The organism is Mesorhizobium sp. P3_A2, assembly GCF_056403115.1.
Genome location: NZ_JBFUGC010000004.1, coordinates 107,815 through 130,017 on the forward strand (window position 1 = coordinate 107,815; position 22,203 = coordinate 130,017).

Annotated in this window: 23 protein-coding genes; all 23 read left to right on the forward strand. The window is 64.6% G+C overall.

Annotated elements, in window-relative coordinates; genetic code table 11:
• The first annotated feature begins 2 nt into the window (after window positions 1-2).
• Window positions 3-1,424 (forward strand): flagellar protein export ATPase FliI, encoded by a 1,422-nt coding sequence (gene fliI / locus AC1DXM_RS10810; protein ID WP_477233030.1) that lies wholly within the window; start codon window positions 3-5, stop codon window positions 1,422-1,424.
• Window positions 1,411-2,595, forward strand: coding sequence for a hypothetical protein (locus tag AC1DXM_RS10815; protein ID WP_477233031.1), 1,185 nt, complete (start codon window positions 1,411-1,413; stop codon window positions 2,593-2,595). Before fliI ends, AC1DXM_RS10815 begins: the two co-directional genes overlap by 14 nt.
• Window positions 2,596-2,690: 95 nt before the next feature.
• Complete coding sequence (flgB, locus tag AC1DXM_RS10820) at window positions 2,691-3,071, forward strand: flagellar basal body rod protein FlgB (RefSeq protein WP_142865956.1); 381 nt, start codon at window positions 2,691-2,693, stop codon at window positions 3,069-3,071.
• A 2-nt stretch (window positions 3,072-3,073) separates the two neighbouring features.
• The gene (gene flgC, locus AC1DXM_RS10825; RefSeq protein ID WP_192254418.1) at window positions 3,074-3,490 is read left to right on the forward strand and encodes a flagellar basal body rod protein FlgC; all 417 of its coding nucleotides are present in this window, start codon (window positions 3,074-3,076) and stop codon (window positions 3,488-3,490) included.
• A complete protein-coding gene (fliE, locus tag AC1DXM_RS10830) occupies window positions 3,490-3,825 on the forward strand; it encodes a flagellar hook-basal body complex protein FliE (RefSeq protein WP_203278535.1) in 336 nt (111 codons plus the stop codon). Before flgC ends, fliE begins: the two co-directional genes overlap by 1 nt.
• 11 nt (window positions 3,826-3,836) lie before the next feature.
• Window positions 3,837-4,625: a flagellar basal-body rod protein FlgG gene (gene flgG / locus AC1DXM_RS10835; protein WP_477233032.1), complete on the forward strand. Its 789-nt coding sequence runs from the start codon at window positions 3,837-3,839 to the stop codon at window positions 4,623-4,625.
• A gap of 6 nt (window positions 4,626-4,631) precedes the next feature.
• Window positions 4,632-5,156 carry a flagellar basal body P-ring formation chaperone FlgA gene (gene flgA, locus AC1DXM_RS10840; protein WP_477233033.1) on the forward strand — a complete coding sequence of 175 codons (525 nt, stop codon included), beginning with the start codon at window positions 4,632-4,634 and terminating at the stop codon, window positions 5,154-5,156.
• The gene (locus AC1DXM_RS10845; RefSeq protein WP_477233034.1) at window positions 5,153-6,394 is read left to right on the forward strand and encodes a flagellar basal body P-ring protein FlgI; all 1,242 of its coding nucleotides are present in this window, start codon (window positions 5,153-5,155) and stop codon (window positions 6,392-6,394) included. The genes flgA and AC1DXM_RS10845 overlap by 4 nt, the downstream gene beginning before the upstream one ends.
• 3 nt (window positions 6,395-6,397) lie before the next feature.
• Window positions 6,398-6,973, forward strand: a complete 576-nt coding sequence (locus tag AC1DXM_RS10850) for a MotE family protein (protein ID WP_477233035.1) — start codon at window positions 6,398-6,400, stop codon at window positions 6,971-6,973.
• Complete coding sequence (gene flgH / locus AC1DXM_RS10855; RefSeq protein WP_477233036.1) at window positions 6,970-7,674, forward strand: flagellar basal body L-ring protein FlgH; 705 nt, start codon at window positions 6,970-6,972, stop codon at window positions 7,672-7,674. The genes AC1DXM_RS10850 and flgH overlap by 4 nt, the downstream gene beginning before the upstream one ends.
• A gap of 17 nt (window positions 7,675-7,691) precedes the next feature.
• Window positions 7,692-8,192, forward strand: coding sequence for a flagellar basal body-associated FliL family protein (locus tag AC1DXM_RS10860; protein ID WP_477233037.1), 501 nt, complete (start codon window positions 7,692-7,694; stop codon window positions 8,190-8,192).
• On the forward strand, window positions 8,189-8,920 hold the full coding sequence (fliP, locus tag AC1DXM_RS10865) for a flagellar type III secretion system pore protein FliP (RefSeq protein WP_477233038.1): 732 nt from the start codon (window positions 8,189-8,191) through the stop codon (window positions 8,918-8,920). The genes AC1DXM_RS10860 and fliP overlap by 4 nt, the downstream gene beginning before the upstream one ends.
• A 213-nt stretch (window positions 8,921-9,133) precedes the next feature.
• Window positions 9,134-10,018 (forward strand): flagellin N-terminal helical domain-containing protein, encoded by an 885-nt coding sequence (locus tag AC1DXM_RS10870; RefSeq protein WP_477233039.1) that lies wholly within the window; start codon window positions 9,134-9,136, stop codon window positions 10,016-10,018.
• A gap of 280 nt (window positions 10,019-10,298) precedes the next feature.
• A complete protein-coding gene (locus AC1DXM_RS10875; protein ID WP_477233040.1) occupies window positions 10,299-11,183 on the forward strand; it encodes a flagellin N-terminal helical domain-containing protein in 885 nt (294 codons plus the stop codon).
• 195 nt (window positions 11,184-11,378) lie between these two features.
• Window positions 11,379-13,022, forward strand: coding sequence for a flagellar basal-body MS-ring/collar protein FliF (fliF, locus tag AC1DXM_RS10880; RefSeq protein ID WP_477233041.1), 1,644 nt, complete (start codon window positions 11,379-11,381; stop codon window positions 13,020-13,022).
• Window positions 13,023-13,025: 3 nt separating this feature from the next.
• Window positions 13,026-13,652 carry a hypothetical protein gene (locus AC1DXM_RS10885; protein ID WP_477233042.1) on the forward strand — a complete coding sequence of 209 codons (627 nt, stop codon included), beginning with the start codon at window positions 13,026-13,028 and terminating at the stop codon, window positions 13,650-13,652.
• Window positions 13,649-15,010 carry a MotB family protein gene (locus AC1DXM_RS10890; RefSeq protein ID WP_477233043.1) on the forward strand — a complete coding sequence of 454 codons (1,362 nt, stop codon included), beginning with the start codon at window positions 13,649-13,651 and terminating at the stop codon, window positions 15,008-15,010. The genes AC1DXM_RS10885 and AC1DXM_RS10890 overlap by 4 nt, the downstream gene beginning before the upstream one ends.
• Window positions 15,007-16,434: a chemotaxis protein MotC gene (locus AC1DXM_RS10895; RefSeq protein WP_477233044.1), complete on the forward strand. Its 1,428-nt coding sequence runs from the start codon at window positions 15,007-15,009 to the stop codon at window positions 16,432-16,434. Before AC1DXM_RS10890 ends, AC1DXM_RS10895 begins: the two co-directional genes overlap by 4 nt.
• On the forward strand, window positions 16,431-17,828 hold the full coding sequence (fliK, locus tag AC1DXM_RS10900) for a flagellar hook-length control protein FliK (RefSeq protein WP_477233045.1): 1,398 nt from the start codon (window positions 16,431-16,433) through the stop codon (window positions 17,826-17,828). The genes AC1DXM_RS10895 and fliK overlap by 4 nt, the downstream gene beginning before the upstream one ends.
• On the forward strand, window positions 17,761-18,348 hold the full coding sequence (locus tag AC1DXM_RS10905) for a transglycosylase SLT domain-containing protein (RefSeq protein WP_477233399.1): 588 nt from the start codon (window positions 17,761-17,763) through the stop codon (window positions 18,346-18,348). The genes fliK and AC1DXM_RS10905 overlap by 68 nt, the downstream gene beginning before the upstream one ends.
• A gap of 221 nt (window positions 18,349-18,569) precedes the next feature.
• Window positions 18,570-19,238, forward strand: coding sequence for a response regulator transcription factor (locus AC1DXM_RS10910; protein ID WP_112559323.1), 669 nt, complete (start codon window positions 18,570-18,572; stop codon window positions 19,236-19,238).
• A 79-nt stretch (window positions 19,239-19,317) separates the two neighbouring features.
• The gene (locus AC1DXM_RS10915) at window positions 19,318-20,571 is read left to right on the forward strand and encodes a flagellar hook protein FlgE (protein WP_477233046.1); all 1,254 of its coding nucleotides are present in this window, start codon (window positions 19,318-19,320) and stop codon (window positions 20,569-20,571) included.
• Between the two features lie 176 nt (window positions 20,572-20,747).
• Window positions 20,748-22,202 carry a flagellar hook-associated protein FlgK gene (gene flgK / locus AC1DXM_RS10920; RefSeq protein ID WP_477233047.1) on the forward strand — a complete coding sequence of 485 codons (1,455 nt, stop codon included), beginning with the start codon at window positions 20,748-20,750 and terminating at the stop codon, window positions 22,200-22,202.
• Window position 22,203: the final 1 nt, after the last annotated feature.

Genomic DNA, 22,203 nt, shown 5'->3' on the forward strand with positions numbered 1-22,203 from the left:
GCATGTCAAGCTCGCAATCATCGATACATGCGCTTGAACGGCAGCCGGAGGCAGCGCCTGAAAACCGACTGGCTGCGCTGGAGCGTATCTGGCGCCGGTTCGATGACACCGAGACACTGCTGCGGCGCGGCGGCCGTGTCGCCGAGGTTTCGCCGACGCACTACAAGGTGCGCGGCCTGTCTGAAGTCGCCAGGCTGGGCGATCTCGTCGAGCAGCGCGGCCAAGTCGGCACGCGCCGCGGCGAGATCGTCAGGATCGGCCGCGACGAGGTCGTCATCGCGCCTTTCGAACGCAGCGCCGATGCCGGCATCGGCGACGCCGTGTTTCGCCGCGGTCCGCTGGTGGTGACGCCACACGCTTCCTGGCGCGGACGCGCCATCGACGCGCTGACCCGCGCCATTGATGGCGGTCCGCCGCTGATCAGGAACGGCGAGGCGGCAAGCAGCGACGGCACCACGCCCGGCGCCATGGCGCGGCAGCGTGTCGGCACCGCCTTCACCACCGGGGTCAAGGTCATCGACATCTTCACGCCGCTCTGCTTCGGCCAGCGCCTCGGCGTCTTTGCCGGTTCCGGCGTCGGCAAGTCGACGCTGCTAGCCATGCTGGCCGGCGCCGATGCTTTCGATACGGTGGTGGTGGCGCTGATCGGCGAACGCGGCCGCGAGGTGCGCGAATTCCTCGAAGACACGATCGGCGCGCAATGCATGGCCAAGACGGTCGCCGTCGTCGCCACCAGCGACGAGAGCGCCATGATGCGGCGGCGCGCGCCGGACACCGCCATGCGCGTCGCCGAGCATTTTCGCGATCAGGGCCACCGTGTGCTTCTGGTGCTGGATTCGATCACCCGTTTTGCCCATGCGCTGCGCGAAGTGGCGACCGGCACTGGCGAGCCGCCGGTGGCGCGCGGTTATCCCGCTTCCGTCTTCACCGACCTGCCGAAGCTGCTCGAACGCGCTGGACCGGGTGCTGAAGGCCCAGGGGTTAAGGGACAAGGATCCATCACCGCCATCATCTCGGTGCTGGTTGACGGCGACGACCACAACGACCCGGTCGCCGATTCGGTGCGCGGCATCCTCGACGGCCATGTCGTGCTCGACCGCGCCATAGCCGAACAGGGCCGCTATCCGCCGGTCAATCCGCTGTCGTCGATCTCACGCCTCGCCGATAAGGCATGGAGCCCCGAGCAGCGTATGCTGGTGACGAGGCTGAAGTCGATGATCTCGCGCTTCGAGGACACGCGCGACATTCGCCTGCTCGGCGCCTACCAGGGCGGCGCCGATGCCGAGCTCGACATTGCGGTGCGCCAGGTGCCGCTGATCTATGAAGCGCTGACACAGTCGCCGAAGGACCGCGCCTCGAGCGACGCATTCTCCGACCTCGCCCGTCATCTGAAAGGCAAGCAAAGTGTCGATGCCGGAGACTGAGCGCCAATACACCGAACGGCTTTTGCGCGAGATGCTGGCCGAGGCCACCGCCGCAGAGGAAGCCAGGGCTGACGAAGCAAGGGCTGCCAAGGCGAAAGCTGATCGCGCCAAGGCAGCCAAAACCGAGGCCGCATTGGCCAGGGCGGCCAAGCCACCCTTGCCGAGACTGGTCCAGCCTCGCAGCGTGCCCGAACCTGCCTTGCTCGGCTCGCCCGAGGCTGCCTTGCCGAGCGTAGCCAACCTTGCCCTGCCCGGCATGGGCGAGCCATCCACACCAAGCGCGCTCAGGCTTGCCTTGGCCGGTGCACCGAAGGCCGCCTTGCGCGGGGTGTCCAGGCTTGCATTGGGCAGCGCGAAACTCATATCGAGCAGCGCGTCCAAGGCGGCGTCGCGCAAAGCGGCCAAGTCCGCCTCGCGCAAAATGGCCAAGCCTGCTCCAACCGGCGAGACCAAGCCCGTATCGATCAGAACAGTCGAACCTGCACTGCGCGATGTCGGCAAGCCTGCCTTCCCCGAGGTGGCCAGACCTGCTCCGCCCGCTTTCGCCAAGCCCCCACTGCCCAAGGCTCCGCATGCCGAACTCAACGAGGCGATCGCGGCTAGCCGTGACTCGCTTCTCGACGGGCTCTTTCCCGACGTCGACTGGCCGCAGCCGCCAAGGACGCAGTTTCCCAAGCTGAAAAAGAACGATGACCGTCGCAGCGATATCGTCTTTGCCGCGCTTGGCATCACGCTCGGCCTGATCTGCGCGCTGTTTCCCTGGTATATCTTCTTCAACCAGGATCAGTTCGGCGTGCAGGCAATCAAGTTCGGCGGCAGCGGAACGAATGCCGGTCGTGTCAGCGGCGGCTCGCAGATGGAAAATTCCGGTCAGCCGCTGACCGCAAACGATGTACCCGATGTCGACCTGTTCGCCACCGGTACGCTGCAGGACCCCGACGACAAGACCCAGCCTCCCGGCGTCGACGAACAGCCCTTTCCGGCGGATCCCAAATTCCGCATGGTTCATGTCGCCAATGGCCGCGCCATGATCGAGGACGACGCCGGCCTTTGGATCGTCCAGCGGGGCTCGAAGCTGCCTGATACCAGCACCGTCTCGTCGATCGAGCAGCGCGGCGGCAAATGGGTGATGGTCACCAGCACCGACCAAGTGATCGAACTCTCCAAGTAATCGCTAGGCACGGCACGGGCGAACCGCCCCAGGTCCGCGCAAGGTCCGCGCAAGACTGGCGGCCTAGTCTGGTGCGTACCAGCCTGGAGATCCCCATGGAGCCCGTCAACCTTTTCGATCTTGCAGCCAAGCAGTCGCAATGGCTGTCCGTGCGTCAGTCCGCCATTGCCGGCAACATCGCCAACGTCAACACGCCGGGCTACACCGCCGGCGATGTCGAGCCATTCGAGAAGGTTCTCGACCGCACCGCGGTGTCGCTGACCGCCACCCAGGCAGGCCACCTCGGCACCGCCGCCACCAATGCCGGCTTCACGGTCAAGCCCGAAGAGGCGACCGGCGCCATCATGCCGTCGAAGAACACCGTGGTGGTCGAGAACGAGCTGATGAAAGCCGGCGAGGTCCGCCGCTCCTTCGAGCTCAACACCGCGATCGTCAAGGCCTTCCATTCGATGATGATGATGGCGGTTAAGACCTGACCATGGACGCGCTGACCTCAGCCCTCAAGATCGCCGCATCCGGCCTCGGCGCCCAGTCGGACCGTTTGCGCGTGGTTTCGGAAAACCTTGCCAACGCGCAGTCGACCGGCAACACGCCGGGCGCCGACCCCTATCGCCGCAAGACCATCAGCTTCGTCTCCGAGCTCGACCGTGCCTCCGGCGGCACGATGGTGGAGGTCAACTCCATCGACCGCGATCCCAGCGACTTTCCCGTCGAATTCCAACCCGGCAACGAGGCCGCCGACGACAAGGGCTACGTCAAGATGCCCAACGTCAACGTGCTGGTCGAGATGGCCGACATGAGCGAAGCCAATCGCTCCTACGAAGCCAACCTTCAGGTCATCAAGCAGGCGCGTGATCTGATCTCCATGACCATCGACCTGATGAGGAACCAGTAATGATCAGCGGCATTGGCGGTATCGGATCGCTTCCACTCAAGCCGGAGATCGGCGGCACCGACGCCGCGACCGACCTGTTTCAGGGCACCACGGCGCCGATGGCCGGCGGCGAGATCGGCGGCACCTTCGCCGAGGCGCTGAGCCAGGCCGCTTCAAAGACCGTCAACACCTTGCAGAATGCCGAGCAGGTCTCGATCCAGGCGCTCAAGGGCGACGCCGATACCCGCCAGGTCGTCGACGCCGTCATGAGCGCCCAGCAGGCCCTGCAGACCACGATCGCCATCCGCGACAAGGTCGTCTCCGCCTATCTCGAAATCAGCCGTATGGGCATCTGAGGAGACTTGCCGTGAAAGCACTCGCCATTGCAGCGACCGGCATGAATGCCCAGCAGACCAATCTGGAAGTCATCGCCAACAACATCGCCAACATCAACACCACCGGCTACAAGCGCGCGCGGGCCGAATTCTCCGACCTGCTCTACCAGGTCGACCGCACGCAAGGCGTGCCCAACCGCTCCAATTCCTCGCTGGTGCCGGAAGGCGTCTCGATCGGCCTCGGCGTCAAGACGACCGCGGTGCGCAACGTCCATACACAGGGCGAGTTGACCTCGACCGGCAACAGTTTCGACATGGCGCTGACTGGCCGCGGCTGGTTCCAGATCGAGGGCGCCGACGGCGGCACGCTCTACAGCCGCGCCGGCGCTTTCAACACCAACGCCACCGGCCAGCTGGTGACGGTCGACGGCGCCAATGTCATCCCAGCCATCACCGTGCCGGTCGACGCCATCGAAGTCATCGTCAACAAGACCGGCCAGGTCTTTGCCCGCATCGACGGCCAGACCGATCTCCAGCTGCTCGGCCAGCTGCAGCTCGCCAACTTCGCCAACGAAGCGGGCCTGGCGCCGCTCGGCGACAATCTGTTCCAGGAAACGCCGGCCTCCGGCCCGGCCAATGTCGGCGTGCCCGGCGATCCCGGCTTTGCCACGGTCCAGCAAGGCTATCTCGAGGCGTCCAACGTCGATCCGGTCAAGGAAATCACCGAGCTGATCTCGGCGCAGCGCGCCTATGAGATGAACTCCAAGGTCATCCAGGCCGCCGACGACATGGCCTCGGTCGTGTCCAAGAACATCAGGTAAGGTTTGATGCTCTCTCCGGCCTCCCGCTCCGCGCTTTGCTGCACCGCGCTGATCCTCGCGCTGGTGGCCGGCGGCGTGCCGGCTTTTGCGCAGGAGAGCGCAGACCAGCAGGCAACGCAGGTCGCCAGCAACCAGGCGGCCGGCGAAGTCGTGTTGATACCCAACCGGGTCATCTATCCCGGCGAGATGATCGATACCGGCGCCTTGAAGCCGGTGACGCTGCTGCCCGGCAAGCACAGGCCGGATGCGGTCGCCACGCAGGCCGAGGAACTCCAGGGCAAGGTCGCCAAGCGCACGCTTTTGCCCGGCCGCTACATTCCGGTCGCCGCCATCCGCGATGCCTGGCTGGTCGAACAGGGTGCCGCCGTGCAGGTCTATTTCATCGCCGGCGACCTCACCATTTCGGCCACGGCGGTGTCGCTGCAGCCGGGCGCCGCGGGCGATCTGATCAAGGTCCGCAACACCGACAGCGGCAAGATCTTTTCCGGCACGGTGATGGCCGACGGCACAATCCGGGTCAGCGCATCATGAGACGCGGACCTGCCCTTCTGCTGGCGGCCATTCTCGGGCTGCAGCCAGCGCTGGCCGACGGTCTTACGCCGAAGCAAAAGCGCGATCTCGCCGGCCAGAATGGCGGCGCCTTTGTCGACCCCGAATACGACCCGGCCACAACCAGCCGCATGTTCCGGGTGTCCAACGGCCCAAGCTCGCTGCCGCCCGGCCAGGTCGCATCGCGCATCAAGGACATCGCTCAGCTGCAGGCGTCGCGCGACAACCAGCTCGTCGGCTACGGCCTCGTCATCGGCCTCGCCGGATCGGGCGACAGCCTGCGCAATTCGCCCTTCACCGAACAGTCGATCCGCGCCATGCTGGAAAATCTCGGCATCGCCACGGAAGGCGGCAGCGCGCGGGCCAAGAACGTCGCCGCCGTCATCGTCACCGCCAACATGCCGCCCTATGTCCAGTCGGGCGCCCGCATCGACATCGACGTCTCCTCGATGGGCGACGCCACCTCGCTTGCCGGCGGCACGCTGGTGATGACACCGCTGAAGGCGGCCGATGGCGAGATCTACGCTGTCGGACAAGGCTCGGTGATCGTTTCCGGCTTCACCGCGCAGGGGCAGGCCGAGCAGCTTACGCAGGGCGTGCCGACGGCCGGCCGCGTGCCCAACGGCGCCATTGTCGAGCGCACCGTGCGCGCCGAGTTCGAGGACCAGTCGCTGCTCACCTTGCAGCTGCGCAATCCCGATTTCTCGACCGCCGTTCGCATCGCCGACGCCATTAACGGCTACACCTCGCAGCGCTTCGGCATGCGCGTTGCGGCCGAGCGCGATGCACGCACCGTCCAGATCAGGCGGCCGAAAAATGTTTCGGCAGCGCGCTTCTATGCAGAGATCGAGAACCTGGTGGTCGAATCCGACACGCCGGCCCGTGTCGTCATCGACGAGCGCACCGGCACCATCGTCATCGGCAACGAGGTCAAGATCTCGCGCGTGGCGATCAGCCACGGCACGCTCACCGTGCGCATCACCGAACAGCCGAAAATTGTCCAGCCCGAACCCTTCTCCAAAGGCGTGACGGCTGAGGAACCCTTCACCACCATCGAGGCCACCCGGCCCGACGCCCGTGTCGCCGTGCTCGACGGACCCAACCTCGAAACGCTGGTGTCCGGCCTCAACCGTCTCGGCGTCAAGCCGGACGGCATCATTGCCATCCTGCAAGGCATCAAGTCGGCCGGCGCTTTGCAGGCCGATCTGGTTCTTCAATAGGCCATGAAGATGATCGATCGCCTTTCCCCAAAACACCGCCGCAACGCAGCCCTGGCAGCTTGTGCCGTCGCCACGCTTCTGGCAGCCATGCCCGTCAGCGCGGAAGAACCAGTGCGGCAGATTCTGCCCGGTGGACAGCAGCCGGTGGCAACCCAGCAGCTGGTTCGCGAGAAAGCGCCGGACGAAAGCGAAATCCAGCGCTTCTGCTCCAACATCGCCGACGCCGCCCGCGACCGCCGCTACTCGTTGCAGGCCGAAGAGCTGAAGCAGCTGCAGGCCGGCATCGACCAGCGCATGAAGGCGCTGGACGAGAAGCGCGCCGAATACGAGCAATGGCTGAAGCGGCGCGAAGTATTTCTGGCCCGCGCCGAGGACGGCGTCGTCAAGATTTATGCCGGCATGAAGCCGGACGCCGCGGCCGAGCGCCTGGCCATGGTCACCCCCGATCTCGCCGCCGCCATCCTGATGAAGCTCGATTCGCGCAAGGCCGGCGTCATTCTCAACGAAATGGACCAGAAGGCGGCGGCCACGCTCACCGGCATCATGGCCAGCGCGGCCCGAAGGGTAGATCCGTCATGAAGTTGCAGTTGCTCGTCCTGGTCGCGGCCGCTTCGCTGTCCGGCTGTGCCATCGACCCGAAGGAGATCGGCAGGGAGCCGGTGATGTCGCCGGTCGGCTCCGGCATTACCGGCAGCGTCAATGCGCCCTATTCATACCCGGAAGAGCCGCGGGCGCCGGTGAAGAAATTCTCGCTGTGGGACGATCGCCAGAGCCGATTGTTCACCGATCCGCGCGCGCTGCGTGATGGCGACATCCTGACCGTCAGGATCAAGCTCAACGACAAGGCCAACTTCAAGAACCAGAACGACAGGAGCCGCACCGCCGCGCGCAAGCTGGGCTATGACGTCAAGCTTGGATGGGAAGATGCCAGCACCAGCGGCAAGGGCGACGCCGGCCTGAGCTCCAGCACTGAAACCAACGCCGACGGCGAAATCAAGCGCTCGGAAAACCTCGAACTCAATGTCGCCGCCGTCGTCACCGAAGTCCTGCCCAACGGCAATTTGATGATCCGCGGCTCGCAGGAAGTGCGCGTCAACTACGAGCTCAGGGTGCTGACCATTGCCGGCATGGTGCGCCCCTCAGACATCGGCGCCGAAAACACCATCTCCTACGAACGCATCGCCGAGGCGCGCATCTCCTATGGCGGCCGCGGCCGCGTCAGCGAAGTCCAGCAGCCCGCTTACGGTCAGCAGATCCTCGACCAAGTCCTCCCCTTCTAGGTCCGGAGAACGGCGCCGTGGCAAATGTCGAACAGGTCCAGCCCAAAAAGGGCCCATCGCTTGTCATTCAGCTCGCCATGCTTTTGGCGGTGACGGGCGCTGCCGTCGGTATGGGCTGGGTCTCCGGCGGCTATCTGAAGGGCGTCGGCGGACCGATACCGGTGCCGGCCGCACCCGAGAACCAGTCCAACGCCGAGCAGCCGAGCCCGGCCGCAGAACATGCGCCGGGCACCGGGCCGACGCTCGTGCAGCTGGCGCCGATCACCACCAATCTGGCCGCGCCGGCCGATATCTGGGTAAGGCTGGAAGCCTCGGTGGTCTACGATGCGCCGCAACCGCCGGAGCTCACCGAGAGCATTCACCAGGACCTGCTGGCCATGGTCCGCACCCTGAAGATGCATCAGATCGAAGGTGCCAGCGGCTACCAGCATTTGAAAGCCGACCTCGAGGAGCGCGCCGCGATCCGCAGCGGTGGCCATGCCAAACAGGTTCTGATCAGGACATTGCTGCTCGAATGAGAAAACTCATCCTCGCCGCCGCGATCGTCGTCGCCGCCACTACTGCCGCCGCTGCCCAGCAGCTGGATCTCGGCGGTATCGGCAAGGCCGACGGCGCCACCGTCGGCTATATCATTCAGATGTTCGGCCTGCTCACTGTGCTGTCGGTGGCGCCGGGCCTGTTGATCATGGTGACGAGCTTCACCCGCTTCGTCATCGCCTTCTCGATCCTGCGCGCCGGCATCGGCCTGCAGTCGACGCCGGCCAATCTCATCCTGATCTCACTGTCGCTGTTCATGACCTTCTACGTCATGGCGCCGACCTTCGATCAGGCCTGGAACACCGGCGTGAAGCCGCTGATGGACAACCAGATCAGCCAGACCGAGGCGTTCGAAAAGATTTCGGACCCGTTCCGCACCTTCATGCTGCACAATGTCCGCGACAAGGATTTCGACCTGTTCGCCGATCTCGCCCGCGAACGCGGCCAGGTGGTTGCCAAGGAAACCGTCGACCTGCGCATCCTCGTGCCGGCCTTCATGATCTCCGAAATCCGCCGCGGCTTCGAGATCGGTTTCCTGATCGTGCTGCCCTTCCTCGTCATCGACCTGATCGTCGCCACCATCACCATGGCCATGGGCATGATGATGCTGCCGCCGACCGTCGTGTCGCTGCCCTTCAAGATCCTGTTCTTCGTCCTCATCGACGGCTGGAACCTGCTGGTCGGCAGCCTGGTGCGCTCCTTCACCTGACCGCCGGCGACCCTGCGTGGCGCCCGGCTAAAACTTCACGCAATATATTTCCGGTTAACCGTCCCGTTTAGCCCTTTGGTAGGGACTTGCCCGCATATTGCTCGCAGATGGCGGGTGATCGGGTCTCACGATCATTGGCATGATGCCGCTCCGTCATACCGGAAAAGCCGGTATGCAAAAAAACACCCTGTAAAAATCAAGGTACGAGTAGCCATGTCCAGTATCATGACCAACGCCGCGGCGCTGACCGCGCTGCAGAGCCTCAACAGCACCAACAAGCAGCTCGAAATGACCCAGGCCCGTATTTCCACGGGCTACCGCGTCGCCACCGCCAGCGACAACGCCGCGTACTGGTCGATCGCGACCTCGATGAAGTCCGACAACAAGGCGCTTTCGTCGGTTCAGGATTCGCTCGGCCTCGGCGCCGGCAAGGTCGACACCGCCTACACCGCCATCAACGACATCAAGGACCAGGTCGACCTGATCAAGTCCAAGCTCGTCACCGCTCGCGGCGCCTCGAAGGAAGACCAGCAGAAGATCGCGACCGAAATCAACGCCATCCAAGCGCAGATCAAGTCCTCGGTGACCAACGCCAACTTCGCCGGCTCGAACCTGCTGCAGACCGACGGCGCCGCCGCCTCCGACCTGAAGATCGTCGCTTCCTACAACCGTACCGGCGCGACCGTCACCATCGACACCATCGACGTCAAGGCTGCCGACACGCAGGTCCTCGATGTCGCCGGCACGGGCGGCATCGTTGGCGGCCTGCTCGCCACGGCCTTCTTCGATCCGAGCACCACGGCGGTTACCGCCGCAGCGATCGACACGGCGCTCGGCACCGTTGAAACGGCGCTTGCCAAGCTGTCCACCGGCGCTGCCTCGCTCGGCGCCGCCAAGTCGCGCATCGACACCCAGAAGAGCTTCCTGTCGAACCTGTCGGACTCCATCGACAAGGGCGTCGGCGCTCTGGTCGACGCCGACATGAACAAGGAATCGACCCGTCTGCAGGCCCTCCAGGTCCAGCAGCAGCTCGGCATCCAGGCGCTGTCGATCGCCAACGGCAACTCGCAGTCGATCCTGTCGCTCTTCCGCGGCTGATCTCTCGACTTTACGACTGACAAGATCCGATCGGGCCGCGCCACCAGCGCGGCCCGATTTCTTTTTGTGGCTGCTGATTTTCTCTTTAATGGCGGCCGATTTTGCTTTTGGCCAGCGCCCGGATTGGCTTGTTTTAACAGGCCATTAACCATATCCCGGTAGTCATGGTTAACCATACCATGGCGGGCAGACCAGACGGTCGATGGGCTTATGCCTACCCCCTGATGAAGTTGATCCGGCGTGTGCGTGACACGCCAGTTTTTGAGAAGGGGTAAATATCTTGGCAAGCATCATGACGAACGCTTCGGCGCTGACTGCGCTGCAGAGCTTGAACAACACCAACAAGCAGCTCGAAATGACCCAGTCGCGCATTTCGACCGGCTACCGCGTCGCCACCGCCAGCGACAACGCTGCCTACTGGTCGATCGCCACCACGATGAAGTCCGACAACAAGGCGCTTTCGGCCGTTCAGGACGCGCTCGGCCTCGGCGCCGGCAAGGTCGACACCGCCTACACCGCCATCACCGACATCAAGGACCAGGTCGACCTGATCAAGGCCAAGCTGGTTACCGCGCGCAGCGCCTCGAAGGACGACCAGCAGAAGATCGCGACCGAAATCAAGGCCATCCAGGACCAGATCAAGTCGTCGGTCACCAACGCGTCCTATGCCGGCTCGAACTTGCTGCAGAACGATGCTACCGCCGCCTCTGACCTCAAGATCGTCGCTTCCTACAACCGCACCGGCACGACCGTCGCCATTGACACCATCGACGTCAAGGCTTCCGATACGCAGGTTCTCGACATTGCCGGCACCGGCGGCATCGTCGGCGGCCTGCTGGCTGCGACCTTCTTCGATCCGAGCACCACCCAGGTCCTCCCGGCTGCCATCGACACCGCACTCGGCGCTGTTGAAACTGCGCTGGCCAAACTGTCCACCGGCGCCGCCTATCTCGGCGCCGCCAAGTCGCGCATCGACACCCAGAAGAGCTTCCTGTCGAACCTGTCGGACTCCATCGACAAGGGCGTCGGCGCTCTGGTCGACGCCGACATGAACAAGGAATCGACGCGTCTGCAGGCCCTCCAGGTTCAGCAGCAGCTCGGCATCCAGTCGCTGTCGATCGCCAACGGCAACTCGCAGTCGATCCTGGCGCTGTTCAAGCAATAGGCCGGACCCGGCTTTCTCTTCCTTCGAATTGAAGGGCCGCGCCAACAACGCGGCCCTTTCGCTTTGTAGCCGTGTTTTGAAGCATGTCGTTGGCCCGGAACCGCTGCACACTTCCGGGTGACGTGCGTTATCATCTTCGCACAAGCTTCGCGGTCTAGTGTTCCCACGGAATATCATGCTGGGAGCGCTTGAATCGTGCCGCAACAGATCCAGAGCATCATCTCGAATCTCAGGGCATTCGGCGTCAGGCGCCTGGCCATGCTGGCCGGCATCGCCGCGCTGGTCATGGCCGTCATCGGCTTCGGCTCGCTCTATCTGAACCGCCCCGCCTACGAGACGCTCTATGTCGGGCTCGATCGTTCCGACGTGAACCAGATCGGTCTGGTGCTCGGCGAGGCCGGCATTGGCTTCGATGTCGGCTCCGACGGTACCTCCGTGCTGGTGCCGGCCGGCACCACCGCGCAGGCGCGCATGCTGCTTGCCGAAAAGGGCCTGCCGACCAGCGCCAATGCCGGCTACGAACTGTTCGACAATGTCGGCGCGATGGGCCTGACATCCTTCATGCAGCAGATCACCCGGGTGCGCGCGCTGGAGGGCGAGATCTCCCGCACCATCCAGTCGATCGCGGGCATCAAGGCTGCCCGCGTCCACATCGTCATGTCCGAGCGCGCCAATTTCCGCCGCGACGAACAGCAGCCCTCGGCCTCGGTGGTCATCCGTTATTCCGGCATCGACGCCGAAAAGAGCGCCATGTCGATCCGCCATCTCGTTGCCGCCGCAGTCCCCGGCCTGTCGGCCGACAAGGTGACCGTGCTCGATTCCAACGGTAATCTGTTGGCCGACGGCGACGACCCCTCCAACACCAGTGCTGCCCGCACGCTCGGCGTCGAGCAGACCGTGGAGGCGCAGATCGGCGACAACATCCGCCGCGCGCTGACGCCCTATCTCGGCCCCGACAATTTCCGCGCCAGCGTCAAGGCCGATGTCAACACCGACACCCGCCAGACTGAAGAGACGATCTTCGATCCGGAGTCGCGCGTTGAGCGTTCGGTGCAGTCGGTGCGCGCCAACGAGAACAGCAACCAGAGGCAGGCCTCGACCCCGGCCAGCGTCGAGCAGAACCTGCCCGAGACCCAGGCGACCAGCACCGACGGCCCGCAGACGACATCGGCCAACGACCGCAAGGAGGAGATCACCAATTACGAGATCAACTCCAAGAAGATCGCCACCGTCTCCAACGGTTATTCCGTCACCAAAATGTCGATCGCCGTCGTCGTCAACCAGCAGCGGCTGATGACCATCCTCGGCAAGGACGCCACCCCCGAGCAGATCGCCAAGCGCGTCGCCGACATCCAGAAGATGGTGGCCTCAGCCACCGGCTTTGATGACAAGCGCGGCGATATCATCGATGTCTCGGCGGTCGAGTTCATCGACGGGCTGGACGGCGAGCCGATCGAGCAGCCGGGCATAATGGCATCGATCGGAACCCATGCCGGCACGATGATCAATGCCGGCGCCTTCATCGTCGTGGTGTTCCTGGTCGCCTTCTTCGGCCTGAGGCCGATGGCCACCGCGCTGACCGCGCGGCCGACGCCCGCACTTGCCGGTCCAAGCTTCGACGATGTCCAGCGTTCGCTGCCGACACCTGAAACCACCGCCACTGCCGAACCTCCGCCGGCGGCATTGCCGAGCGGCCGCCCCGGCCCGACTCCGCTCGACGATCTTCGCCAGAAGATCAGGCCGGCGCCGCAGGAACGGCTTGCCCGCATGGTCGATCTCAACGAGGAGCGCACCGCGCAGATCCTGCGCAAATGGGCGGCCCAGGAAGCAGCGGTGTAGACCATGGTCTCGGCAGCGCTTTTCGACCTTTTGCCGGATTTCGGCGCACGCACCCAGCGCGCCGGCCAGCCGCCGCTCACGACCAAGGCCGAGCCAAGGCCGGAAACGCCGGTGCCGCAGGCCGACATCGGCGCGCTGATCGCCGAAGCGGTCATCGATGCCGAAGCCGCCCTTGAAGCCCGCCTTGCCATCGCCCACCAGGCAGCGCTCGAAGCGCAGAACCAGGCCAACGCCGATGAAGCAAAGGCTTTTCTGGAAAGCTTCGGCAGCGATGTCGGTCTAGCCGTCGCTGCCCGTATCGACGCCATGGAGGCGAAGGTCAGCGAGCTCGTCGGCGCCACCGTTGCCCGCATCATTGGCGGCATTGTCAGCGACGATCTGCAGAAGCGCTCGCTGGAAGCCCTCGCCGGCACGATCCGCGAAGCCGTCGGCGACAGCGAGGCGGTGCGCATCGCTGTGCGCGGGCCGCTGTCACTGTTCGAGACGCTGAAGGCATCGCTTGGCCCACGCGCGGCCAATCTCGATTTCGTCGAGGCGCCCGGCTTCGACCTCACCGTCGCCATTGACGAGGCGGTGTTCGAAACCCGCATCGCCGAATGGTCTGCTGCCTTGTCCGAGGCCCTGTCATGAGTGCCACTGACGCCGCCGACCACCCGCACGAAATCATCATCGTGCGGCGCAGTCACGACGACCATGACGACGCCCATCATGGCGGCGTCTGGAAGATCGCCTTTGCCGATTTCATGACCGCCATGATGTGCTTCTTCCTCGTCATGTGGCTGATCAATGCCGCCAACGAGCAGACCAAGGCCGCCGTCGCCAGCTATTTCAACCCGGTCAAGCTGGTCGACCGCAACGCCAGCCGCAAGGGCCTCGAAGACCTCGGCGATGGCCCGAGCAAGGTTGGGCTGACGGCCGACGACCCGAAGGACAAGACCAGCAAGGCCGGACAGGACGGCATCGGCGGCGCAGGCACCTCGGACAAGAAGCAGCCGAAGGAATCGGCGCCGAAGACCGATCTTTCCGACGAGCATCTGTTTGCCGACCCCTATGCGGTGCTGTCGGAAATCGCCACCGACACCGGCGTCATGCAGAATGTCAGCGAGAAGGGCGATGGCGGCGCGCAGGCGTCCGGCCCCGCCACCGGTGCATCGGGCGGCCAATCCTACCGCGACCCGTTCGCGCCGGATTTCTGGTCGCAGCAGGTGGCGGCACCCGGCGCCGAAGCCACCGCCGAACGCAGCAAGATCGAAGGCGATCCGCTCAAGCCCGGCGACAAGGCGGCACAGACGCAAGTGGCTGAAGTGAAGGCCGTGTCGCCGGCGCCCCCGGTGACGGCAGCGCCGCTCGAGCCACTGGCGAAGCCGGCGTCCGACAAGCCGCTGACCAAAGCTGAAGCCAAGGCAGAGGCCAAGGCTGAAGCCGCAAAGGCCGAAGCGAAAAAGGCGGAGGAGGCAAAGGCCGAAGCCGCCGAAGCACAAACCGCACCCAAGCCCGAAGCCGCGGAAAAGACGCCGAGTGCCGCCGCCGTCAAGGCCGCGGCACAGGTCAAGCAGGAACTCGCCGAGGCCTTCAAGCCTGGCGACAAATTGTACGACGGCGTCTCCGTCGAGGCCACCGACAAGGGCGTCGTCATCTCGATCACCGACCAGTTCGATTTCGGCATGTTCGAGATCGGCTCGGCAGTGCCGCGCCGTGAACTGGTGCTGGCGATGGAAAAGATCGGCCGCATCGTCAACGAGCAGAAAGGCGCGATCAGCATCAACGGCCACACCGATGCGCGGCCGTTCCGCAGCGACACTTACGACAATTGGCGGCTGTCCACGGCGCGCGCCCATTCCGCCTATTACATGCTGGTGCGCGGTGGCGTCGACGAGCGCCGCATCACCGAGGTCGCCGGCTTCGCCGACCGCGAGCCGAAGGTTGCAGCCGACCCGATGGCTGCCGCGAACCGACGCATCGAGATCCTGATGGCGACCGACGGATGAGATGCGGCGCCATCATCGGCCGCGCCGTCGGCTTGCTGCTGTTGAGCGCTGTCCATTCGCCGGCGGCTTTAGCCGAGGACGGCTTGCAGCCCTATCAGCTGGTGCGCTCGCTGCAGCTGGTGCAGGACCGCATCGCCGCCGGCGACCATGCCGCGTTGCCGATGCAGGCCAAGCTACTCGAAATGACCGACACAAGGCTTCGCACGGCGGACGCGCAGGACTTCAGCGACCCGAAGAATTTTCGCGCCTTGCTGGTCTATGGCATGAGCGGCGGCAACCCCGTCACCGTCGAGGTGGCGATGTCGCGCGCCAAGACCGACCCACAAAGCCTGGCCATCGCCAAGGGCATTATCGACTATCTGAACGGCCGCCCGGCGGCCGCGATCGAGGCGCTGAAGCCGATCGATCCGATGACGCTGCCCGCCGATCTCGGCGCTTTCCTGGCGCTGGTCAAAGGCTCACTGCTCGCCACCGAGCAACCGGCCGCAGCACTCGCGCTACTCGACGATGCTCGCCTGCTCAGCCCCGGCACGCTGGTCGAGGAAGCGGCGCTGCGCCGCTCGGTCGGTATCGCCGCCGCGCAGGGCGATGGCGCGCGCTTCGCGCTTGCCTCGACCCAATATGTCGAGGACTACCTCTATTCGCCCTATGCCAGCCAGTTCGCCGACGCCTTCGTCTCGGGCGTCATCACGTTGCATATGGCGATCAGCCAGGACAAGCTCGCCGACATCACCGCCATGATGGATCCCGAGCGCGAGACGATGATCTATCTGCGCATCGCCCGCCGTGCCGCGATCGACGGTTTCGCCGATCTCTCGGCCTTTGCCTCGGCCCGAGCCGAACAGGGCCGTGACGGCATCCACAACCAGGACGATCCGCGCGCGCAACTCTATTCCAGCCTGTCGACGGTGACGTCGGGCACCATCGACGAGGTCCGCGCCAAGCTCTCCAAGATCGATCGCAGCCAGCTTTCGCAAAGCGACCGCGACCTGCTCGATGCCGCGCAGGCCGTGGCCGGCGAAGTGATCGCGCCGCCGGCGCCGCTGTCTGCCGACAAGCCCGCGCCTGCCGCGGCCAAACAGGAACCGGTCAAGACCGCGGCTGCGCCAAACCCCGATGAGCCCGAGCTGCCGCCGGTCGAAGGCGCAATGCCGGAGCAGCCAGCCGTAGCAGCATCAGGCGGACCGGCCGCAACCGACAAGCCGAAGGCGCCAGGCGAGCCAGCCGCGCAGGCACAGAGCGCGCCTCAGACAAAGGCGCCGCAAGCACCTTCTGTCGCCACCGCCAGCGATGCGGCGCCTGTTGTGCCGGCATCTGCCCCTGCAGCCGGCGCCGAGCCCGCCGATCCCACCGACGCCGCCATGGCCAAGACACGTCGCCAGCTCGATTTGATCGACCAGATGCTTGGAGCAGCCCCGAAATGACCACCAATGTTGGCCAAGCCCTGCCGGGATTTGCGCCCGTGCACGCTGGATCGAAGCAGACCGCGCCGAACGCCAAGGGCGATGACAAAAGCTTCGGTGAACTGGTGCGCGGCGACGACAATGCGCCGACGCAGAAAGGTCAGGGTGCAACAGAGGCCGCGCCGCACGAGCCACGCTGGACCCGGCGCAGCGCGGCCGGTCCCGTCAAGGGCGAGACTGCCCACGCGGAGACGGGCAAAGCGGCCTCCAAACCGGTTGCCGGGAAAGCCGCAAAGGACCCTGTCGACAGCGGTCCGGACAAGACATCCGCTGACGCCGAGGCGATCGGACAAGGCACAGACACCCTTGCCCTGCAGGACCATCTGCCATTGCTGATAGCGTTGCATGACATCAGCCGTTTCTCGGCGGCCAGGACAGGCGGGAACGGTGCCGCCACGAATGAACAGACTGAACAACCGGCGCTCGACGGCGAGACCGTTTCTGCGCAGACGCCGCCTCTGTCGTTGAAGAAATTCCGCACGGCATCCGGCCCCGACAACAGCCTCGACACGACGCCGCGGCCCGAACGGGCCAAGGCCGGCGCCGACATTTCCGCACAGGATCCGAGGCAAAAGATGGATGCGATCGGACCCCAGTCCGGCAAGCTGCCTAACCCGGATAGCACGACGCCAACTCTGCCGGCGGACGGGCCGGCAAGCAAGAATTCCGCACCCGCCGCAAAGCGGTCGGCGCTGTCGACAAAGGGCGTCGATGGAGCCCAGTCCCCCGCGACGTCCGCACCCGGAAAACAGGCGCCGTCCGCCGGGCGCGTCGACATTGTCGCCGAGCAGAGTTTCCCGGCACCGGCGCAAAGCCCGATGAACCAGACGACGTCGGCTCTGATCGACGTGCTCGCTTCGGACAACGGCCTGCGGCAAGCGGTTTCGACGCCGTCGACGACCGCCCAGACGGCCGGTTCTGTTGCCGTTCCGACACATATATTGAAGATCGAGCTTCACCCGGCCGAACTCGGCATGGTCACCGCCAGTCTCAGGCTAGCCGGGGAACAACTTTCAATAGAATTGAAGCCCGAAACCCACGAGGCTTACCGCCGCCTCGCCACCGACAGCGATGCCATCGTCAAGTCGTTGCGTGGGCTCGGCTTTGATGTCGACAAGGTCACCATCCTGCAACCCTCGGTAGCAATCAACGCTTCGGCCCGCAGCGATGCAGCGAACTCCCAGCCGATGCCGCAAGGCCGCGATCAGTCTGCCTTTCAGCCCGGAAACTCGAGCGGCAACAATGCGGGTTCGGGCGGCCAGCAGTCGGGAAGAAACCGCAATGACGATGCCCAGGAATTCGGCCGCCCTGGCGTGCCTGCTCGCGAGCGCGCTGGCGACGATATGTTCATCTAGCCTCATCATCGGCCCGGCCAACGCCGCCACCAACCCTTGCGAGCCCGAGATCCTGCGCGCCGCCGACCGCTATGGCGTGCCGGCCGGCATCCTCTATGCCGTCGGACTGACCGAGACCGGCAAGAAGGGCAGCCTTCAGCCTAATGCCTTGAATATAGAAGGAAAAGCGGTATTTCCGAGAAACCGAGCCGAGGCCTTGGCGACGTTCGAAGCGGCCCGGCGCGAGGGCAAGACGCTCATCGACCTCGGCTGCATGCAAATCAATCATCACTATCACGCATCGCATTTTCGCAGCGTCGACGACATGCTCGACCCGCGCCAGAATGTCGACTACGCGGCGCGCTTCCTGGCCAGCCTGCATGCCCGTCATGTCAGCTGGTCGATGGCTGTCGCCCGCTATCACGCCGGCCCCGACAACGATCCCGCGCAGAAGTTCTATGTCTGCCGCGTCATCGCCAATATGGTCGCCACCGGCTTCGGCAAATGGACGCCCAACGCCCGCGCCTTCTGCAACCCATAGACGCATCCGCCTTTCGCAGATGTGAGCAAGCCGCGACCCTGCCGGTGCCCCGGCACGTCCCGATATCGGCGGCCAACGATACAACTTCGTGACTGCTGTTATTTCGAAACCCGAAATAACTCCCAAGAAAATAGCTACAAGAAATGATGGTTGTTCAGGATTCCCGCCACCGGTTACGCCTCTTCCCACGGGGCAGATGATCTGATTCGGAGGCGGGGCCGATGATTGTAATCGTTGACGAGCGTGAGCTCGTAACTGAGGGGTATAACTCACTTTTCGATCGCGAGGGGGTCGCCTGTGCGGGCTTCGCGCCTGGCGAATTCGGCGAGTGGGTAACATCGGCTGCCGACACTGATTTGAAGTCGGTCCGCGCCTTCCTCATCGGCGACTGCCGCGAAGGCGCCATCTCGCCACGCCAGATCCGCGACCGCACCGGCGCTCCGGTCATCGCGCTCAGCGAACAGCACTCGCTTGAAAATACGCTGCGGCTGTTCGAGAGCGGCGTCGACGACGTCATCCGCAAGCCGGTCCACATCAGAGAGATCCTGGCCCGTATCACCGCCATCCGTCGCCGCGCCCATGAGGACGTCAGCTACACCGAGATCGGCGCCATGCGCATCTTCATGGACGGACGCGATCCCGAGATCGATGGCCAGCCGCTGCCACTGCCGCGCCGCGAACGCCGCATCCTCGAATATCTGGCGAGCAACCGCGGACGCCGTGTCACCAAGACCCAGGTCTTCAACGCCATCTACGGCATCTTCGACGAAGAGGTCGAGGAGAACGTCGTCGAGAGCCACATCAGCAAATTGCGCAAGAAACTGCGCGAGAAGCTCGGCCAGGATCCGATCGATTCCAAGCGCTTCCTCGGCTACCGGCTGGTGTTCTGATGGCGGTCTGCGCCAGCCTCGCGCAAGACAGAAATCATACCCTCGCGACCACAGACATGGGCATTGAGGAGACGTTTCGATGAGCCTTTACGGAATGATGCGGACCGGCGTTTCCGGGATGAACGCACAGGCCAACCGCCTGTCGACGACAGCCGACAACATCGCCAATTCCGACACCACCGGCTACAAGCGATCCTCGGCCGAGTTTTCGACGCTTATCATGCCGCAGGTCGGCGGCGCCTACAATTCCGGCGGCGTCAACACCACGATCCGCTCGGCAATCAGCGCCCAGGGCGTGCTTCAGTACACGACCTCGGTCTCCGACCTGGCGGTTAACGGCAACGGTTTCTTCGTCGTCCAGGATCCCAGCGGAACGCCTTTCCTCACCCGCGCCGGCGCTTTCGTTCCCGACGCCCAGGGCAGGCTGGTGAACGCCGCCGGCTACCAGCTGATGGCCTACAGCTACGCTAACGGCACACCTGCCGCCACCGCCAACGGTTTCGAAGGCCTGGTTCCTGTCGAGATTTCCGACCAGGAAATGACGGCGACGCCCAGCACCACGGGCAACTTCAACGCCAATCTGCCCGCGGGCGCCACCCCGCCCGCCGGTCCGCTGCCGTCCACCAACAGCGCGACGGCAGAGTACACGTCGAAATCCTCGATCGTCACCTACGACAATCTCGGCAACAAGAAGCTGCTCGACGTCTATTTCACCAACACCGGCACCGGCACCTGGTCGGTTTCGGTGTTCGACCAGTCCACGGCGACGCCCGGCACGTCCTTCCCCTATACGGGCGGTGCGCTGGCCTCGGCCAACCTGACGTTCGACACCACCACCGGCAAACTCACCGGCGCCGTCGACTCAATTACGATACCCGTGCCGGGCGGTGCGTCGCTCGATCTCGATCTGTCCAGGCTGACCCAGCTCGGCACCGGCTTCACCGTCTCCGAAGCGAAGGTCAACGGCAACGCTCCCAGCACGATCGAAAAGATCCAGATCGGCGAGGACGGCGTCATCTACGCCCAGTATCAGGACGGTTCGACCAAGCCGCTGTTCAAGATCCCGTTGGCCGACGTCCAGAGCGCCGACAACCTCACCGCACTGCCTGGCAACGTCTATGCGCAATCCACCGACTCCGGCACCGTGCGCATCGGCTTTGCCAATGAAGGCAAGCTCGGCAGCATCATCTCCGGCGCGCTGGAAAATTCCAACGTCGATATCGCCGAGGAACTGACCAACATGATCGCGGCGCAGCGCAGCTACACCGCAAACTCGAAAGTATTCCAGACCGGTTCCGACCTCATGGACGTCCTTGTCAACCTGAAGAGATAAACGACGGGCGCTAGTGGGATGAACCCAAACCGGAGCAGCGCGGTGCGCGGATTTCGAATTCAAGGCCACACCGGCAAACCGGCTGGTGTGGTTTGGAATTGGAGGTTTCCGAACGCTGACGCCGCCGACAGGGCAGAAACGTCATCCCCTCCCCACTGGCCTCGTGAAAGACCCGCATGTCGCTGACTTCCGCATTGACCATAGCCCAACAGTCGCTTCAGACCACGTCGAAGCAGACCAGCGTCCTTTCCCGTAATATTGCCGACGCTAGCAATCCCGACTACGCCCGCCGCACCGCGGTCGTCGTCAGCAGCGCGCCCGGCGCCCGCTCGGTGGAGATCCAGCGCGCCGCCAACGCCCTGCTGTTTCGCCAGAACCTCAGCGCGCAATCGGCCTGGAGCGGCCAGAGCACGCTCTACAGCGGCATTGACCGCCTCGCCGTTGCCGTCAACGGCGTCGACAACGCCTCCTCGGCCTCGACCGCGATCGGCAACCTGCAGAACGCGCTGCAGCTTTACGCCTCCACTCCGTCCAACCAGAACCTCGGTTCCAGCGTCATCGACGCGGCCCAGCAGGTGGTGCGCGCGCTGAATGAAGGCACCAAGGCGATCCAGGATTTCCGCACCCAGGCCGATGGCGAGATATCAACGGCGGTCGACGATCTCAAATCGCTGCTCAGCCAGTTCCAGGACGCCAACAAGGCGGTCATCTCCGCAACCCGTTCGGGCACGGACGCGTCCGACGCACTCGACCAGCGCGACGCCCTTTTGAAGAAGATCGCCGACTATGTGCCGGTGTCGACGTTCACGCGCGGCGACAACGACATGGTCATCACCACCAAGGACGGCACGACGCTGTTCGAGACCATTCCGCGCTCGGTCAGTTTCACGCCGTCGGCGGGCTACACCGCCGGCACGCCCGGCAACACCATCTATATCGACAATGTGCCTGTCAGCGCCGGCACCGGCGGCAACGCCAGCGCCGACGGCAAGCTCGCCGGGTTGATCACCTTGCGTGACGGCGTCGCCGCGACCATGCAGAGCCAGCTCGACGAGGTCGCGCGCGGGCTCATCACCGCCTTTGCCGAGACGGCACCTTCGCAGCCCGACCGAACCGGCCTGTTCACCTGGTCTGGCGCGCCGGCCATCCCGGCAGCCGGCACGCTGATCGACGGCCTTGCCGGCTCGATCAAAGTCAACGCCGCAATGGATCCGAGCGTAGGCGGCAATCCGGTTCTGCTGCGCGACGGCGGCGCCAATGGCGCCGCCTATATCGCCAACACCGCCGGCAACGCCTCCTATTCGCAGCTTTTGATCGGTTATGGTGACAAGCTCGACAAGCCGATGCCTTTCGACCCTTCGGCCGGCATCACCGTCACCTCCAGCGTCTCCGACTACGCCGCCAACGCCATTGGCTGGTTCGAAGGCCAGCGCCAGCAGGCCTCTACCAACGCCGACGCCAAGGAAGCGCTGGCATCGCGCACCGCCGAGGCACTGTCCAACGACACCGGCGTCAATGTCGACCAGGAGATGTCGCTGCTGCTCGACCTCGAACACACCTATCAGGCCTCGGCGCGCATGATGAAAACCGTCGACGACATGCTGTCGTCCCTGCTCGATGCCGTGGGATAAG

What these genes read in the sequence shown, in the direction of transcription:
- AC1DXM_RS10895 (WP_477233044.1), top strand. Translation starts at nt 15,007, where the DNA reads ATGAGATGCGGCGCCATCATCGGCCGCGCCGTCGGCTTGCTGCTGTTG.
- AC1DXM_RS10815 (WP_477233031.1), top strand. Translation starts at nt 1,411, where the DNA reads ATGCCGGAGACTGAGCGCCAATACACCGAACGGCTTTTGCGCGAGATG.
- flgC (WP_192254418.1), top strand. Translation starts at nt 3,074, where the DNA reads ATGGACGCGCTGACCTCAGCCCTCAAGATCGCCGCATCCGGCCTCGGC.
- fliK (WP_477233045.1), top strand. Translation starts at nt 16,431, where the DNA reads ATGACCACCAATGTTGGCCAAGCCCTGCCGGGATTTGCGCCCGTGCAC.
- flgK (WP_477233047.1), top strand. Translation starts at nt 20,748, where the DNA reads ATGTCGCTGACTTCCGCATTGACCATAGCCCAACAGTCGCTTCAGACC.
- AC1DXM_RS10915 (WP_477233046.1), top strand. Translation starts at nt 19,318, where the DNA reads ATGAGCCTTTACGGAATGATGCGGACCGGCGTTTCCGGGATGAACGCA.
- AC1DXM_RS10890 (WP_477233043.1), top strand. Translation starts at nt 13,649, where the DNA reads ATGAGTGCCACTGACGCCGCCGACCACCCGCACGAAATCATCATCGTG.
- AC1DXM_RS10905 (WP_477233399.1), top strand. Translation starts at nt 17,761, where the DNA reads ATGCCCAGGAATTCGGCCGCCCTGGCGTGCCTGCTCGCGAGCGCGCTG.
- fliI (WP_477233030.1), top strand. Translation starts at nt 3, where the DNA reads ATGTCAAGCTCGCAATCATCGATACATGCGCTTGAACGGCAGCCGGAG.
- AC1DXM_RS10885 (WP_477233042.1), top strand. Translation starts at nt 13,026, where the DNA reads ATGGTCTCGGCAGCGCTTTTCGACCTTTTGCCGGATTTCGGCGCACGC.
- AC1DXM_RS10870 (WP_477233039.1), top strand. Translation starts at nt 9,134, where the DNA reads ATGTCCAGTATCATGACCAACGCCGCGGCGCTGACCGCGCTGCAGAGC.
- flgB (WP_142865956.1), top strand. Translation starts at nt 2,691, where the DNA reads ATGGAGCCCGTCAACCTTTTCGATCTTGCAGCCAAGCAGTCGCAATGG.
- AC1DXM_RS10845 (WP_477233034.1), top strand. Translation starts at nt 5,153, where the DNA reads ATGAGACGCGGACCTGCCCTTCTGCTGGCGGCCATTCTCGGGCTGCAG.
- flgH (WP_477233036.1), top strand. Translation starts at nt 6,970, where the DNA reads ATGAAGTTGCAGTTGCTCGTCCTGGTCGCGGCCGCTTCGCTGTCCGGC.
- AC1DXM_RS10910 (WP_112559323.1), top strand. Translation starts at nt 18,570, where the DNA reads ATGATTGTAATCGTTGACGAGCGTGAGCTCGTAACTGAGGGGTATAAC.
- flgA (WP_477233033.1), top strand. Translation starts at nt 4,632, where the DNA reads ATGCTCTCTCCGGCCTCCCGCTCCGCGCTTTGCTGCACCGCGCTGATC.
- fliP (WP_477233038.1), top strand. Translation starts at nt 8,189, where the DNA reads ATGAGAAAACTCATCCTCGCCGCCGCGATCGTCGTCGCCGCCACTACT.
- fliE (WP_203278535.1), top strand. Translation starts at nt 3,490, where the DNA reads ATGATCAGCGGCATTGGCGGTATCGGATCGCTTCCACTCAAGCCGGAG.
- AC1DXM_RS10850 (WP_477233035.1), top strand. Translation starts at nt 6,398, where the DNA reads ATGAAGATGATCGATCGCCTTTCCCCAAAACACCGCCGCAACGCAGCC.